Here is a 14,263-nt window from a genome sequence, read left to right on the forward strand (position 1 = left end):
ATCAGGATCGCGACGCGATCCACGCCCGTTGCAGCGCCGCCTGGCTGGCCGGCGACTCCACTCGGAGTCGAACGTACCCCGGAATACCGAAAGAGGCGGTATCGCGCAGCTTGATGCCCTCCGCCCTCAGTTCGGATACGCGCGCCCCTGAATACGGCAGGTCCGGCTTCGCACAGAAGTAGTTGGCGACGCTGGGCTCGCACACCCAGCCCAGCGATTGGCACAGCGCGCGTTGTTCGGCCTCCCAGGTCCTGAGCTTGAGCCGGCTCTTGCCGAGCCATTTCTGAGTGCCCTCATTGATCCACGATTCGAGCAGTGCGACGCCATACGCGCCCAAGGGCCAGGAAGGCGCCAGGCGCTCGAGACGAGCGGCCATGTCCACGGCGCCCAGGGGCGCAATGGCATAGGCAGCGCGGATGCCCGTGAGGCCGAGGGCCTTGTTCGGAGTCCAGAGTTGCCAGATGCGATCGAGCTGGTCCCGGCCCAAGGCCAATGAACCCTGCAGTCGCAGCGGCTCGTAGGCCAAGTCGAGCACGCATGTCGCTTCCGCGTGCAATTGCGTCACGATATCCGCGAGTCCACCCGACTGGCCGAGCGGGCTGGATGGATCGCAGCACCAGACCAGATCCGCTGCGCTTGCCTCGGGCTCAGGCTCGAAGCGCCACGCGCTCGCGGCGCGGAGATAGTCGCCATAGCAATGCCGCGGCACCCAGACGCGCCGGCTGTCGCCCTGCGCGACGGCGCCGGTGATCCGGCCGATGAATTCGCTGGCGCTCGCAGCGATCACGATTCGCCGGATCTCGACCTGATGAAAGTGTGCGAGCCGCTCGCGCAGCGTCGTGTAAGTCGGGTCCGGATAGCGGCCGGCATCCACGCGCTGGAGCGCCAGCCGCGTTGCGGGGCAAGGACCGCAGGCGTTGGCATTCGTGGAGAAATCGTGCGGCGCCACGCCTTCGGCATCCGTGCCGCCGTGCAGAGACTCGAAGATATTGGATGAGTTCATCGTGATCCCCATGTCGCCATGGAACCCAAAGCCAGTGTGGCGCAAAGCGCCGACAGTGCGACCACTCGATTCCCCAATGCCACCGCGCGCAGCGTGTCGGATGCGACCGGCGGGCGTCCCGCCAGATTCAATACGTAGACGCCGGGCTTCGCGAGTCGCACGCCGAGCAACAAAGCCATTGCGGCCATCGGCCAACCGCTGTTGGGGGATGGGGTCTTTTGCGCTTCCGACCCGACCTCACACATTCCCGGCCTCACGCCGGAGAAGAGAGAGCAGCATAGAAGCAGTAGCGCCGTGAGACGGGCCGGCAACCAGGAAAGCACATCGTCGGCCCGAGCGGCCCATTTGCCGGCCCACTCCCACCGTCGCCCCTCACGCTCGCCGCGATAGCCCCACATCGCGTCGGCCGTGTTGGCGAAGCGATAAACCGCCGCACCGGGCAGTCCGAAGAGCACGAACCAGAAGACCGGAGCGACCAGTGAGTCGTTGAGGTTCTCGGACAGCGATTCGATTGCGCTTTCGCGAACCTCGCTGGCGCTCAATGCGCTGACATCGCGGCTGACGAGCCTTGCGAGTTGCATGCGGCCAGTATCGAGCGAATGGCTGAGCTCGCCTTCGACCGCGGCCACTTCGTCTCGAAGCATGCGCCATGACAGCAGTGGTTTGAGCGCGAGGCCCGTCAGCAGCGCCCCCGCCCACGCCGGCAGATTTCGTGCGAAAGCAGCGGTCAGACACCAGGCCACGACCATCACCAGGACAGCGCCCGCACACCAGGCAACACTGCCAGCGGCAAAACGGGAGAGATCACGGGTTGCATCGGCGACTGCGGGCGGCGCGATGCGCCGGCCTGCCCAGCCCAGGTAGCAACCGATCCAGACCACGGGATGCCAGCGCGCGGGCGGCTCGCCCAGCCAATGGTCGATGGCGAGGGCTAGCCAGAGGGCTGCGATCGACGCCAAGGCTGGCGCGCCCGCACCCCAGCCTTCCGCCAGAAAGGCAGGGAGCCATGCAGCGCCGAGCGCGTTGGTCACGAGGGTGGGCGGCGTCTAGTCTTCGATGCCGCGTTGGGCAGGGACGCCTGCCTTGAAGGCGTGCTTGATCATCTGCATCTCGGTGACCGTGTCTGCCAGTTCGATGATCTCGGGCGGGCAGCGGCGGCCGGTGAGCACCACGTGCACTTCCTTCGGCCGCGCACGCAGCGTTTCCAGCACGCCTTCGAGCGGCAGCCATCCGTAGATCAGCGGATACGTGATCTCGTCCAGTACGACCAGGAAATACTCGCCAGACAGAATCGACGCCTTCGCCTTTTCCCAGCCATCGCGGGCCAACTGGGCAGAATGCTCCAGGTCCTGGCTCTTCCAGCTGAAGCCGTCGCCCAGCCCTTCGATGGGGATGCCGATCTGCTCGAACATCCGGTGTTCGCCGAAGCGCGCCGTCGGCACCTTCATGAACTGGTAGATCTTCACAGCCTTGCCTCGGCCGTGCGCGCGCAGCGCCAGGCCAAAAGCCGCCGTGCTCTTGCCCTTGCCGTCGCCCGTGTTGACGATCACGACGCCGCGACGCTCGCCATCAGGTTTCTCGTAGGGTTTTTCGCTGGGTGGGTTTTCGATTTGCATGAGTGGATTCGATGAATTCGCTATCTGGGAACAGCCATCCAGTGGTCCGCAACGCGGTGGAGGAGCACGCGCTGGTCGAATACCGCTTCGAGCGCGCGGTGCGTGGCCGGGTCGTCGCAAGCACCGTGGCGCAATACTCGGCCGTGCGCCATGACGACCATGGCGTCGGCGGCGAGCGCGGCGTTGAGTTCGTGAAGCACGCTGACCACCGTGCGACCTCCGGCGACGAGTTCACGCGTGGTCTGCATCCAGTCGGCCTGGTGCGGTGGATCGAGGTTGGCGAGCGGTTCGTCCATCAGCAGCACTTCGGCTTCGACGGCCAGGGCACGCGCGAGCAGCACGCGCTGACGTTCGCCGCCCGAGAGTTGGCCGAGAGGCCGGTCGCGCCAGTCCCAGGCTTGCGTGCTGCGCAGTGCGCGCTCGACCGCGGCGCGATCGGCTTCGCTCGGGGCGGCCAGCCAGCGCTGGTGCGGCAGCCGCCCCAGCATGGCGACGTCGTAAACCATGAGGTCGTCCGCGCTGCCCTCGCCCGCCCCGCCCTGGCCGAGCCACGACAGGCGCTGCGCACGTGCGCGCCCGGACAGCGCACCGAGCGGCTGCCCGAGCAGCCGGACTTCACCGCCATGCGACAGCAATCCTGCCAGCACCTTGAGCAAGGTCGACTTGCCCGCGCCGTTGGGGCCGACGATGCTGGTCCAGCGGCCGGCTGTGAGGGCGAGATCGATCCCGTGCAGCACCTCCGTGACGCCCAGCGTAGCGCTGACGCTTCGTGCTTCGAGCGCGGGCCCCCGCGTGATGGCCGGCGCGCTCACGTGCCCCCCCGCGCGCTGCGCCGATGCATGAGCCACAGCAGATAGCCCCCGCCGAGCACAGCGGTCAACACGCCGACCGGCAGTTCCTGCGGCGCGATCAGCCAGCGCGCGAGCAGGTCGGCTGCCATCAGCAACAGGCCGCCCATCGCGCTCGACAGGACGATCAGCCGCGCGTGCGTGGTTTTCACGGCCGAGCGCACCAGATGCGGCGCCGCGAGCCCGACGAAGGCGATCAGCCCGGTCTGCGCCACGGCCGCCCCCGTGGCCAGCGCCAGCACCGCGACCAGCGCGATGCGCATGGCGCCCAGGGGCAGGCCCAGGCTGCTGGCAGTCGCTTCGCCGAGCGACAGTCCATCGAGGACGGGCGCCAAGGCCCAGCCTAGCAACAGGCAGATCGAACCGAGTCCGCCCATCACGGCACAGGCGCCCCATCCGACCAGACCGGTGCTGCCGAGCATGAAGCCCTGGATGGCCTGAAGAATGTCGGCCGAGGCGATGGTGATGAGATCCTTCGCGGCACCGAGCACCACGCCGACGATCACGCCGGCGAGCAGCAGCCGCAGCGTCTGCTGCACGCCGCGCGCCAGCGCCAGTGTGAGCAACACCGCCAGCACCGCGCCAATGAAAGCCGCACCCGTCAGCCCGAGCCGCACGACCCACTGCGTGCTGAGGGGCGACACGCCGAACATCATCAATGCGATCGCCATGCCAAGCGATGCACCCGAGGAACTGCCCAGCAGATACGGATCGGCCAGCGGGTTGCGAAACAGTCCCTGCGCCACCGCGCCCGCCAGCCCGAGCAGCGCGCCCGCGAGCCATGCACCCAAGGTGCGCGGCAGACGGATGTCCCAGACGATCTGCAGCGCGACTGGATCGTGCCGCGCGGCGAGCACGCTCTCGAAGCCCGTGCTGCCGATGCCAGCACCCAGTACCAGCAACGCGGCGCCCAGCGCCAGCAGCACGATGCCCAACACCAGAGCGCGTCGATGCTGGCTCTTCACCTGCGCTGACCTCGTACGGCGGCGCCGGTCACGTCGACTTCTCCTGAAGGCATCGCGCCATCAGCCGCGCCGCTTCGCCCATGCGCGGGCCCGGCCGCACGAGCACGTCCGATTCAGCAGCCGTGAAACGGCAGATGCGACCTTCGCGCACCGCCCTGATACCGGCCCACCCCGGCCGCTGTTCCATCCCCTGCGCGCTGCGCTCGCCGACCATGATCAGGTCGGGATTGGCGCGGACCACGAACTCGGGGTTGAGCTTGGGAAAGGGGCCGAGCGAGGCCGGCACGATGTTCCGCACGCCGAGCCGCGCGAGCGTCTCGCCGATGAAGGAGACCTCGCCCGCCGCATACGGAGTGCTGTTGACCTCGAAGTACACACGCGTGTCCCTCACGCCGGCAGGCAGAGACTGCGCCGCCGCCGACACGCTGGCGTCGATGGCACCCCACACGCGTTGTGCGTCGTTGGTGCCCAGCACCTTGCCGAGTACGTCGAGCACGCGTCGCACATCGGCATGGCTCTTCGGTTCGAGCACCAGCACCTTGAGTCCCAGCGCTTCGAGCCGCTCGGTGACCCGCGACGACTTGGCGAGCAACACCACGTCGGGCTTGAGCGCCACGACGGCCTCGACATTCGGGTCGATACCGCCGCCAACCTGCGGCAGTGCACGGACGGAATCGGGCCAGTTGGAATAGCGATCAACGCCGACCAGCCGCTCGCAGGCGCCCAGCGTGCAGACGGATTCGGTCAGCGAAGGCAGCAGGGTGACGATGCGCTGCGGAGGTTTGGGCAGGTCCACGTCGACACCGCGCTCGTCGGTCACGACGACCGCCTGCGCTGCCAAGGCCAGCGTGGCCGAGGCTCCGGCGAGGACAAGCCTTGCAAGAAAATTCATTCAGGACCTTTCAGGGTCAAGGGCAGCCCCGCCACCAGCATCGTGACACGGTCGCAAGCACCGGCCACCTCCTGGTTGAGGCGACCCAGTGCATCGACGAAGGCGCGCACCTCGCGGCCGAGCGGGATCACGCCCAGGCCGATCTCATTGCCCACCAGCACCAGCGGGCCGGCCGATTCCTTGATCGCGTCGAGCAAGTCGGAAACTGCCGAATCGACCGAAGGCGTCGCATCCGTTGGCCCATTCACCGGCATGAGCAGGTTCGTGAGCCAGAGCGTCAGGCAATCGACCAGCACCAGCGTCTGCGCGCTGCCGTGCTGGCGGATAGCTTGCGCGAGCGCGACGGGTTCTTCCACCGTAGCCATCGCAGGCACGCGCGCCGCACGGTCACTGCGGTGCCGCTCGATCCGCGCGCGCATCTCGTCATCGTGCGCGTGAGCCGTCGCGATCAGCACCGCTCGATGCGCAGGTGATTGCGAGAGCCACGCCGCGGCAAGCTGTTCGCCCCGGCGCGATTTGCCGCTCTTCTGACCGCCAAGGATCAGCTCTCGGCAGGCGATGCTCACTTGGGTTGCCACCGCAAGGTCAGGTAGAAAGCGCGGCCGGGCTGGTTGTAGCCGTAGGCCGTTTCGTATTCCACGTCGCCTACGTTCGCGACGCGGCCCTGCAGCGACCACTCCCTCGCGAAGCGGTATTCCGCATAGAGGTCGACCGTGGTGTAGCTGTTGAGGAAGCGCAGGTTGGCGGCGTCGTCGAATCGACTGCCCACATAGAGCGCCGATCCGCCAAGCTTCCAGTCGCCCGCCGTGTAGTCGAGGCCAAGCGTCGCCTGGTCCTTCGAACGCCGTGGCAGCAGCTTGCCGGTGATCTCGTTGTGCGGATCGAGCGAGTCGTAGCTCGCATGCAGACCGACATCGCCGAACTGGCCGTCGTAGCTCAGCGTCGCACCCTGGATTCGCGCCCGCGGAACGTTCTGCGGCAGCGTCTCGTTGGTGATGAAGCCGTCGATCTTGTTGTCGTAGCCCACCAGTTTCACGGTGTGCGCGCCCTGGGTCCAGGTGATGCCGACGTCGGTGTTCTTGCCCTCTTCCGGCTGCAGCGCCGGGTTGCCGAAATTCGGGAAGTAAAGCAGATTGAACGACGGGGCGACGAAGCTGGTGCCTTGCGAGATGCTGACTCGCCAGTTCGGCGTGATCCGGTAACCATAGCCAGCGAACCAGTTGTTGTTGTCGCCGAACTGCGAGTTGCTGTCGTGCCGCGCATTGAGCTGCCAGGTGTGCGGGCCGGCATAGCCGTTGAGGCCGACGAACGCGGAATTGATGGTGCGATCGGTCACCGTGTACGCCGTGTCACTGTTCACCTTCTGCTCGCGGCTCTCGAGCCCAGCTATCACCGTGCCGACCGGCGTGGCGATGTCGTTCTGCCAGAGGTACTGATTCTCTGTGGTCTCGAACAGGCCCGGCAAATCGAACGGGTTCGCCACGATGGCCCGGTTGTAGTCATCGCTGCGGGAATAGCGAAGCTGGGTGGTCCAGTTCGACATGACCTTGCCGCTTGCGCCGACGTAGGTCGTGTGCGTTCGCAAGGTGCCTCGGGTATCCCGGTTCGGCCCGTCGTCATAGTGGTTCAGGCCGTCGGCATACAGCAGGCCGGCATCGACCTTCCAGTCCGGATTGATCTGGTAGCCCAGCGAGGCATTGACCGCGCTTTGCGAAAACGGGTCTCGGTCAGGGTTGAAGTTGCCGAACTGCACCTTGCTGTTGGTCGCTGAGAAACTCTTGTCGATTGTGCGCTGGATGTCCAGGGAGTAGGTCGCGGCCCCCGATGCCCCGCTGAAGCCACCCGTGATCTGCTTGTAGCTGTCGGTGCCGATGGTGGCGGACGCGCGCGGGCTGAATACCGGGTCGCCCGCGTTGCCCTTGCGGGTGAATATCTGCACCACGCCGCCCACGGCATCGCTGCCGTACAGCGCCGATACGGGCCCCTTCACCACCTCGATGCGATCGATCATCTCGACGGGGATGTTGTCCCACGACGGCGTCCCGGCGGTGGCCGATCCGTAGCGCACACCGTCGATCAACAGGATGGTATGGCGTGCCTCGGCGCCGCGGATGAAAACGTTGCTCGTCTTGCCGCGGCCGCCGGTGGCCGACACCTGGACGCCCGCCAAGCGCGCCAGGATATCCGGCAGCGTGCGGTTGCCCAACTGCTCGATCTGCGCGCGCTCGATGACGACGGTGTCGGACACCAGTTCGTCGACGCGCGTCGGCGTACGGGTCGCGGTCACGACGGTTTCGGGGAGCGCGGGCGTCGTGCCTTGCGCGAAAGCCGGGAGCACGAGCGCCGCCAGGATCGGGGCGACCGACAAGGAAACGGCATGGGCGCGCGCGAACGGCCACGGCGAAGCGCACCGGGCGGCGCAGGTGGAGGGGACGCAAATTTTCATGGGAACGACAAAAGATCAATGTCCTTCACCGGCTTCCCCGCCGGTGCTTGGACGTCATGGCCGCGCGCATGCTTTCAGACATGCGGCAGCCGCCTCGTTGGCCGGTATCCGGGCTGGCAGCGCGGCCCTCGTCGCCTTCCCAGATGCCTGTTTCAGGGCATCCAGTGGCTGGTTGACGAGGGTGGCACCCGATGGGCGCCGTCTGCTTGACCGTTGCGGGGGCAGCGCAGGCTGGCTCGGCCCTGGGGGGTCTCGACTCCTGCTTCCCGTTGAACTGCGACGCGTGAACCGCGGCGCGAGCACCAACGCGCGGGATTTTAGGTGGAAACCCGCCACCGCCGGAATCTACAATCGCCCTCCATGCCTGCATCCAGCCGTATTGAACAGATCGCCGAGCGTGTCGAACGCCTGCTTGTGCGCCATGAAGAAGTACAGCGCACCAATGCGTTGCTGCAGGACCAGGTGGACGCGCTGACGCGCGAACGCGATGCGCTCAAGTCCCGGCTCGCCGCGGCGCGCACCCGGCTCGATGCCTTGCTCGAGCAGCTGCCGGCCGATCCCTCCCAAGACGCATCCTCTTCCTGATGAAACAAATCGAAGTCCAGATCATGGGCCAGAGTTACCTGCTCGGCTGCCCAGATGGCGGCGAAGCCCAATTGCGCGAAGCGGTCGAAAGAGTCGATGCCGCGATGTGCAAGATCCGTGACGCCGGCAAGGTCAAGGCGCGGGATCGGATCGCGGTCCTCGCATCGCTCAACCTGGCGTTCGACCTCGTGCAGCGCGAAGCCGCGCCTGCCCCGGCGCCCGCGGCAGCGGCCGATGCCGATGCTGGCCCCGATGACCCTCGTGCGTCGCAATTGATACAGCGTCTCGACCAGGCTCTCGCCGGCGACGGACATTTGTTGTAACTTGCCACGTGCGGCCGGCAAAGCCGGTTCCGCGGTGTTACCGATCTCGGTCGCCACAGATGGTTGCGGTGGGCGTAAAATCCATCGTGTCTGCGGTGCGCGTCGGGCTCTATATGTCCTTGTTCCAATGCTCTACGGAGCAGGGCTTGGTATATCGCTCGGCGGGTGTGATCATCTCGCGTCAGATGAACCCGAAGCCTTGCTGCCCTCGCCCACCTGAACCCCGGTTCAGGATGCGAGTCCGGCCCACACTCGCAGACACCTATTCATGACGGCCACGGCCCCTCCCACGGGGCCGTGGCTTTTTTCTGGACTCGCCCGCTTTCATGACGATCGAACCCATCCTGATCGCCGAACTCGCCCTGCTCGGCGTCGGCACCGGCTTTCTCGCAGGCCTGCTCGGCATCGGAGGCGGCATGCTGATGGTGCCCTTCCTCACGATCATCCTGGGCAACCGCGGCGTGACGGCCGACCTGGCGGTGAAGATGGCGATCGCTACCTCGATGGCGACGATCATCTTCACTTCGATCTCGAGCGTGCGCGCGCACCACAAGCGCGGTGCCGTGCGGTGGGACATCGTGCGGCGTCTCGCACCCGGCATCGTGATCGGCAGCCTGATCGGCAGCCTCGGCGTCTTCGCCCTGCTCAAGGGCACCGCACTCGCGATCTTCTTTGCGCTGTTCGTCGGTTTCTCGGCGACGCAGATGTTCCTCGACAAGAGGCCGAAGCCCACGCGCCAGATGCCGGGCACGGCCGGCCAACTGGGCGCAGGCGGCGCCATCGGCTTCATCTCCGGTCTGGTGGGTGCAGGCGGCGGCTTCATCAGCGTGCCCTTCATGACCTGGTGCAATGTCGCGATCCACAACGCGGTGGCGACCAGCGCGGCGCTGGGCTTTCCGATCGCGGTCGCCAATGTGGTCGGCTATGTGTGGAGCGGCCAGACGGTTCAGGGACTTCCTGAAGGCTCCTTCGGCTTCATCTGGCTGCCCGCCCTTTGCGTGATTGCGGTCTGCAGCTTTCTCATCGCGCCGCTGGGTGCCAAGGCGGCACACAGCCTGCCGGTGAGCAAGCTCAAGCGGATCTTCGCGAGCATCCTCTACGTGCTCGCCGCCTACATGCTCTGGAAGGGCCTGCACGGCTGAGCGAGCGGCGCGGACATCGGGCGCGGCTGCAAAAGCTTGACGCGACGCAAACACATTGCGCCGTGACTCGCTTAAAGTCTCGGCAACCCGTACTCAGGAGAACCCCATGTTCCAGCGCATCCTGGTTGCCACCGACGGCTCCCCGCTTTCGAAGAAGGCCGTGGCGAGCGCCATCGAGCTTGCCACGCAAAACGGCGCCGAACTGGTCGCGCTGACGGTCGTGCCCCGCTATCCCAAGAACTACTTCGACGGCGCCGCCGTCTTCGCGCCCGAGGACATCGCGCGCATCGAGAAGCAATGGGCGGAAGCCGCGCAGGAAACACTCGACGCCGTCGCCAAGCGCGCCAAGGCCAGCGGCGTGAAGATCAAGACCGTGACGGTCAGTTCCGACCTCGTGGCCGAAGCGATCGTCAACGCCGCGAAGAAGCACAAGAGCGACATGATCGTGATGGCGTCGCATGGCCGCAAGGGCATCAAGCGCCTGCTGCTCGGCAGCGAAACCCAGCACGTGCTCACACACTCCGAACTGCCGGTATTGGTGCTGCGCTGATCCCGGTTTATAACGAGGGCACGCGGCGCTTTTCGCCGCGGATTGCGCAACAACGAGAGGTAGTGCATGAAGATCCTGATCGCCGTTGACGGCAGCTCTCACACACAAAAGGCCATCGAATTTCTGGCCAGGCATCGGAACATGTTCGTCGATGGCAATGAACTGGTGCTGGTGCACGTGTGCATCGGCGTGCCCGGCCATGTGGCGCGCCATCTCAGCAAGGGCGTGATCTCGGAGTACTACACCGAGGAAACCGGCAAGGTGATCGATCCGGTCAAGGCGCTGCTCGCGAATCACAACATCACCAACTACACCATCGAACAGCGGCACGGCCACGCCGCGGAAGAGATCCTCAAGGCGGCCGAGGCAGCCAAGGTCGAGTTGATCGTGATGGGCACTCACGGCCACGGCATTTTCGGCCGCGCGCTGATGGGCTCGGTTGCCACCAAGGTGGTGGCGGAAACCGATATCTCCGTGCTACTGGTGCAATAGTGAGAAAAGGCGCGCAAAGGGGCCTCGGCCCCTGCCTTAACCGCCCTCGAAAAGGCGCTTGTGCTGCTCCCGAAGCAACGCTTTCTGCACCTTGCCCATCGCGTTGCGCGGAAGCTCTTGCACCACGAAGCAACGCTTGGGAATCTTGAAGTTCGCGAGCTTCGACTTGAGCTCCGCGATGATCGCCTCGCCATCGAGCGACGCACCCGCCCGGGGGATCACGACGGCGACCCCGACCTCGCCGAAGTCCGCGTGCGGCACGCCCACCAGGGCGCTTTCGGCGACGCCGGCCATCTCGTTGATGTAGCCCTCGATCTCAGCAGGGTAGACGTTGTAGCCGCCGCTGATGATCAGGTCCTTGCTGCGCCCGACGATCGTCACGTAACCGAGCCCGTCGACCTTGCCCACATCGCCCGTCTTGAAGTATCCGTCGGGGGTGAACTCCTCCTTCGTCTTCTCCGGCATGCGCCAATAGCCCATGAAGACGTTAGAGCCGTCCACTTCGATATGGCCGATCTCGTCGGTCGGGCACGCCTCGCCTTCGTCGTCCCGCACGCGAAGCTGCACACCCGGCAGGGGAAAGCCCACGGTGCCGCCGCGGCGCTCTCCCGAGACGGGGTTGTAGGGGTTGGAGGTGAGCATCACCGTCTCGCTCATGCCGTAGCGCTCGAGGATGGTGTGCCCCGTGCGCTCGCGCCATTCGTTGAAGGTCTCGATCAAGAGCGGCGCCGAGCCGGAAATGAAGAGGCGCATGTTGCCGCATGCCTTGCGCGTGAGGCCGCGCTCTGCAAGCATGCGGACGTAGAGGGTCGGCACGCCCATGAAAACCGTGGCCTCTGGCAAGCGGGCCACCACGCGCTTCGGCTCGAAGCGGTTGAGCCAGATCATCTTGCTGCCGCTGATGAGCGCACCGTGGATCGCGACGAAGAGCCCGTGCACATGAAAGATCGGAAGCGCATGGATCAGGACGTCGCCGCCCTCCTCAGCCGTTCGCCAGCCCCAGTAGTCCTTCAGCACTTCGGCATTCGACCGCAGGTTGCGATGCGTGAGCATGGCGCCCTTGCTGCGGCCCGTGGTGCCGCTGGTGTAGAGGATGGCGGCGAGGTCGTCGTCAGTCTTCCTTGCGACAGTGTGCCGGTCGCTGCATTGCGCGGCGACTTCGAGCAGGGTGCCCTTACGGTTGTCGTCGAGCGTGAACACATGTCGCGTGCCGGCCGCAGTGGCAACAGGCGCCACCCACGCGGCATTCGCGCTACTGCAGACCACCACCTCCGGTTCGGCGTTGCCGATAAAGTATTCGATCTCGGCTTCGCGATAGGCCGTGTTGAGCGGCAAGAAGACGTAGCCTGCGCGCAGGGTGGCGATGTAGAGCAACAGGGCTTCGACCGACTTCTCGACCTGCACGGCAATGCGCGCGCCCTCCTGAAGCTTCAGGGCGTCGAGCAGGTTGGCAATCATCGCGCTGGCGCGGTCCAGGTCACGCCACGAATACAGGAGTCCGTCATCGGTCTCGATCGCGATCTGGTCGAGGTCGGACGGGAAAGCCGCGCGCAGTGCGGCGAAGAGATTGGCGTTGGTCGATTCGGTCATGGTGATTTCAGAAAACGGGTGCGCGCTTGGAGAGGAAGGCCGCGATGCCTTCGCGATGCTCCGCGGAGTCGGCATAGTCATAGGCGGCCGCGAGCAGCGGTGCGATCGATTCGTGCGCCGCGGATCGGCGAAGCGCGGCAAAAGTACGCTTGTTGAGTCTTGAGGCCTCGGGTGCCAACTCGGCAATGCGCTGCGCGTGGGCCAGCGCTTCGGCGGCCACTTCCGCATCGGGCATCACCCGCAACAGGAAGCCAGCGTCGTAGAGCCGATCGGCGCCTTGCACACTGGCGGCCAGCAGCATGTCGCGCGCCAGCGCATCGCCGATCGCGCCGTGCACGAGCGCCGCCTCGCGCGGGGCCATCGGAAAGCCCAGCTTCGCGATCGGCGCGCCGAACTTGGACGAAGTGCCCGCCAGGCGAATGTCGCAGCAGCTCGCAATTTCAAGTCCGGCACCCATGCAGGCGCCTTCGATTCGCGCCACCAGCGGCAGCTCGCAAGCCAGCATCGCAGCGAGCGCGGCCCACACTTCGTTCTCGTGAAACTCGCGCAGGCGCGTCTCGTCGAAACGGAAAGACGGGTACTCGGAAATGTCGCCGCCGGCACAGAAGGCGTCACCCTCCCCGCCAACGACGACGCAGCGCAGCGATGCGTCCTGCGCCAGTCCCTCGAAGACGGCGCGGAGTTCGCGCCACATGGCGCGCGTCATCGCGTTGAGCCTGCTCGCATTCGCGATCGTCACGAATGCGATCGGGCCCTCGCTGCGCAGCCTGATCGATGCTGTCATTCCAGCTTGGCTCCCGATTCCTTGACCACTGCAGCCCAGCGCTTGATCTCCGAGTTCACGAACGCACCGTAGGCGGGTCCGGCCAGGCTGGGGATTTCCGATCCGTTGCTGGCCCAGATCGCCTTCAAGTCATCCGTCGCGAGCGCCTTCTTCATGTCGTCGATGATCTTCGTCTGCACGTCGGCCGGGGTGCCCTTGGGCGCCCAGAGGCCATACCAGGTGGTCACGGTGTAGTCCGGCAGACCCACTTCAGCGGCGCAAGGCACGTCGGGGAACGCCGGGTTGCGCTTGCTGCCGGCGACCATCAGCGCCTTGATCCGCCCCGCCTTGATGTGCTGAGCCGAGGAACCGAGTCCGTCGAACATCACGTCGACATTTCCGGCGATCAGGTCCTGCAGCGCAGGGCCGGCGCCCCGGTAGGGAATGTGGGTGATGAAGGTTCCGGTCTGCAGCTTGAACAACTCGCCCGCCAGGTGGTGCGAGGTTCCCGCACCGGCCGAGGCGTAGTTGAGCTTGCCAGGGTTCTGCTTGGCGGCAGCGACGAAGGCCTTGAGCGTCGTCGCGGTCACGCGCTTGGGATTGACCACCACCACCTGCGGCACATTGGCCAACAGGAGCAGCGGCACGAAATCCTTCTCGATGTCGTAGTCGAGCTTGGGATAGACCGACGGCGCAATGGCATGGTGCACGGCGCCCATGAAGAGCGTGTAGCCGTCGGGCTGCGCCTTGGCCGCGATGCTGGCACCCAAGGTGCCGCCGGCGCCGCCCCGGTTGTCGATCACCAGCGTCTGGCCCGTGATGCGGCTGAACTGTGCGGACAGCGGCCGTGCGAAGGCGTCGGTACCACCGCCCGCCGGGAATGGAACGATCATCGTCACCGGCTTGGTGGGCCAGGCAGCCTGGGCCCATGCGCCGCCGGACAGCGCTGCGGCGGTGGCTGCGGCAAGGCGCAATACGTCGCGCCGCTGGAAATTGGGGGTCATTGCTTGTCTCCTGTCGTTGTGAACTCTCGTGCGCCGGGGCCTTC

General features: G+C 66.0%; 16 protein-coding genes and 1 riboswitch. Of the genes, 5 read left to right on the top strand and 11 right to left on the bottom strand.

Annotated elements, in window-relative coordinates:
* Position 1: 1 nt before the first annotated feature.
* Genes QTI04_RS05930 through QTI04_RS05965 form a run of 8 tightly spaced genes read right to left on the bottom strand, consistent with a single transcriptional unit; the run spans position 2 to position 7,692 of the window.
* Positions 2-1,003, bottom strand: a complete 1,002-nt coding sequence (locus QTI04_RS05930) for an aminotransferase class I/II-fold pyridoxal phosphate-dependent enzyme (protein WP_286614522.1) — start codon at positions 1,001-1,003, stop codon at positions 2-4.
* A complete protein-coding gene (gene cbiB / locus QTI04_RS05935) occupies positions 1,000-1,995 on the bottom strand; it encodes an adenosylcobinamide-phosphate synthase CbiB (protein WP_286614851.1) in 996 nt (331 codons plus the stop codon). Before cbiB ends, QTI04_RS05930 begins: the two co-directional genes overlap by 4 nt.
* 54 nt (positions 1,996-2,049) lie before the next feature.
* Positions 2,050-2,619, bottom strand: a complete 570-nt coding sequence (cobO, locus tag QTI04_RS05940; protein ID WP_286614523.1) for a cob(I)yrinic acid a,c-diamide adenosyltransferase — start codon at positions 2,617-2,619, stop codon at positions 2,050-2,052.
* Positions 2,620-2,639: 20 nt separating this feature from the next.
* On the bottom strand, positions 2,640-3,431 hold the full coding sequence (locus QTI04_RS05945; RefSeq protein WP_286614524.1) for an ABC transporter ATP-binding protein: 792 nt from the start codon (positions 3,429-3,431) through the stop codon (positions 2,640-2,642).
* On the bottom strand, positions 3,428-4,432 hold the full coding sequence (locus tag QTI04_RS05950; RefSeq protein ID WP_286599082.1) for an iron ABC transporter permease: 1,005 nt from the start codon (positions 4,430-4,432) through the stop codon (positions 3,428-3,430). The genes QTI04_RS05945 and QTI04_RS05950 overlap by 4 nt, the downstream gene beginning before the upstream one ends.
* A gap of 28 nt (positions 4,433-4,460) precedes the next feature.
* Positions 4,461-5,324 (bottom strand): ABC transporter substrate-binding protein, encoded by an 864-nt coding sequence (locus tag QTI04_RS05955; RefSeq protein WP_286614525.1) that lies wholly within the window; start codon positions 5,322-5,324, stop codon positions 4,461-4,463.
* Positions 5,321-5,890: a bifunctional adenosylcobinamide kinase/adenosylcobinamide-phosphate guanylyltransferase gene (gene cobU / locus QTI04_RS05960; protein ID WP_286614526.1), complete on the bottom strand. Its 570-nt coding sequence runs from the start codon at positions 5,888-5,890 to the stop codon at positions 5,321-5,323. Before cobU ends, QTI04_RS05955 begins: the two co-directional genes overlap by 4 nt.
* The gene (locus QTI04_RS05965) at positions 5,887-7,692 is read right to left on the bottom strand and encodes a TonB-dependent receptor (RefSeq protein ID WP_286614527.1); all 1,806 of its coding nucleotides are present in this window, start codon (positions 7,690-7,692) and stop codon (positions 5,887-5,889) included. Before QTI04_RS05965 ends, cobU begins: the two co-directional genes overlap by 4 nt.
* 159 nt (positions 7,693-7,851) lie before the next feature.
* Positions 7,852-8,092, bottom strand: a riboswitch (cobalamin riboswitch).
* A 38-nt stretch (positions 8,093-8,130) separates the two neighbouring features.
* Between QTI04_RS05965 and QTI04_RS05970 the strand changes: the two genes are divergently transcribed.
* The 5 genes from QTI04_RS05970 (at position 8,131) to QTI04_RS05990 (ending at position 10,862) form a co-directional block, all read left to right on the top strand.
* Positions 8,131-8,355 (top strand): DUF904 domain-containing protein, encoded by a 225-nt coding sequence (locus QTI04_RS05970; RefSeq protein WP_286566504.1) that lies wholly within the window; start codon positions 8,131-8,133, stop codon positions 8,353-8,355.
* Positions 8,355-8,678 carry a cell division protein ZapA gene (locus tag QTI04_RS05975; RefSeq protein WP_286599088.1) on the top strand — a complete coding sequence of 108 codons (324 nt, stop codon included), beginning with the start codon at positions 8,355-8,357 and terminating at the stop codon, positions 8,676-8,678. The genes QTI04_RS05970 and QTI04_RS05975 overlap by 1 nt, the downstream gene beginning before the upstream one ends.
* Before the next feature lie 326 nt (positions 8,679-9,004).
* On the top strand, positions 9,005-9,820 hold the full coding sequence (locus QTI04_RS05980; RefSeq protein WP_286599089.1) for a sulfite exporter TauE/SafE family protein: 816 nt from the start codon (positions 9,005-9,007) through the stop codon (positions 9,818-9,820).
* Between the two features lie 106 nt (positions 9,821-9,926).
* On the top strand, positions 9,927-10,370 hold the full coding sequence (locus tag QTI04_RS05985; protein ID WP_286599090.1) for a universal stress protein: 444 nt from the start codon (positions 9,927-9,929) through the stop codon (positions 10,368-10,370).
* 66 nt (positions 10,371-10,436) lie between these two features.
* The gene (locus QTI04_RS05990; protein ID WP_286599091.1) at positions 10,437-10,862 is read left to right on the top strand and encodes a universal stress protein; all 426 of its coding nucleotides are present in this window, start codon (positions 10,437-10,439) and stop codon (positions 10,860-10,862) included.
* A gap of 36 nt (positions 10,863-10,898) precedes the next feature.
* On the opposite strand, the gene QTI04_RS05995 is transcribed toward QTI04_RS05990, so the two are convergent.
* Genes QTI04_RS05995 through QTI04_RS06005 form a run of 3 tightly spaced genes read right to left on the bottom strand, consistent with a single transcriptional unit; the run spans position 10,899 to position 14,219 of the window.
* Positions 10,899-12,452 carry a malonyl-CoA synthase gene (locus QTI04_RS05995; RefSeq protein WP_286614528.1) on the bottom strand — a complete coding sequence of 518 codons (1,554 nt, stop codon included), beginning with the start codon at positions 12,450-12,452 and terminating at the stop codon, positions 10,899-10,901.
* A 7-nt stretch (positions 12,453-12,459) separates the two neighbouring features.
* Positions 12,460-13,236 carry an enoyl-CoA hydratase/isomerase family protein gene (locus QTI04_RS06000; protein WP_286614529.1) on the bottom strand — a complete coding sequence of 259 codons (777 nt, stop codon included), beginning with the start codon at positions 13,234-13,236 and terminating at the stop codon, positions 12,460-12,462.
* Positions 13,233-14,219: a tripartite tricarboxylate transporter substrate binding protein gene (locus tag QTI04_RS06005; RefSeq protein ID WP_286614530.1), complete on the bottom strand. Its 987-nt coding sequence runs from the start codon at positions 14,217-14,219 to the stop codon at positions 13,233-13,235. Before QTI04_RS06005 ends, QTI04_RS06000 begins: the two co-directional genes overlap by 4 nt.
* Between the last annotated feature and the right edge of the window lie 44 nt (positions 14,220-14,263).

The organism is Variovorax sp. J22R115 (genome assembly GCF_030317005.1).
Taxonomy (GTDB): domain Bacteria; phylum Pseudomonadota; class Gammaproteobacteria; order Burkholderiales; family Burkholderiaceae_C; genus Variovorax.

Bases quoted from the DNA above. Each gene is read 5' to 3' on its own strand.
- QTI04_RS05930 (WP_286614522.1), bottom strand. From the start codon at position 1,003: ATGAACTCATCCAATATCTTCGAGTCTCTGCACGGCGGCACGGATGCC.
- cobO (WP_286614523.1), bottom strand. From the start codon at position 2,619: ATGCAAATCGAAAACCCACCCAGCGAAAAACCCTACGAGAAACCTGAT.
- QTI04_RS05955 (WP_286614525.1), bottom strand. From the start codon at position 5,324: ATGAATTTTCTTGCAAGGCTTGTCCTCGCCGGAGCCTCGGCCACGCTG.
- QTI04_RS05970 (WP_286566504.1), top strand. From the start codon at position 8,131: ATGCCTGCATCCAGCCGTATTGAACAGATCGCCGAGCGTGTCGAACGC.
- QTI04_RS05975 (WP_286599088.1), top strand. From the start codon at position 8,355: ATGAAACAAATCGAAGTCCAGATCATGGGCCAGAGTTACCTGCTCGGC.
- QTI04_RS05980 (WP_286599089.1), top strand. From the start codon at position 9,005: ATGACGATCGAACCCATCCTGATCGCCGAACTCGCCCTGCTCGGCGTC.
- QTI04_RS05985 (WP_286599090.1), top strand. From the start codon at position 9,927: ATGTTCCAGCGCATCCTGGTTGCCACCGACGGCTCCCCGCTTTCGAAG.
- QTI04_RS05990 (WP_286599091.1), top strand. From the start codon at position 10,437: ATGAAGATCCTGATCGCCGTTGACGGCAGCTCTCACACACAAAAGGCC.
- QTI04_RS05995 (WP_286614528.1), bottom strand. From the start codon at position 12,452: ATGACCGAATCGACCAACGCCAATCTCTTCGCCGCACTGCGCGCGGCT.
- QTI04_RS06000 (WP_286614529.1), bottom strand. From the start codon at position 13,236: ATGACAGCATCGATCAGGCTGCGCAGCGAGGGCCCGATCGCATTCGTG.
- QTI04_RS06005 (WP_286614530.1), bottom strand. From the start codon at position 14,219: ATGACCCCCAATTTCCAGCGGCGCGACGTATTGCGCCTTGCCGCAGCC.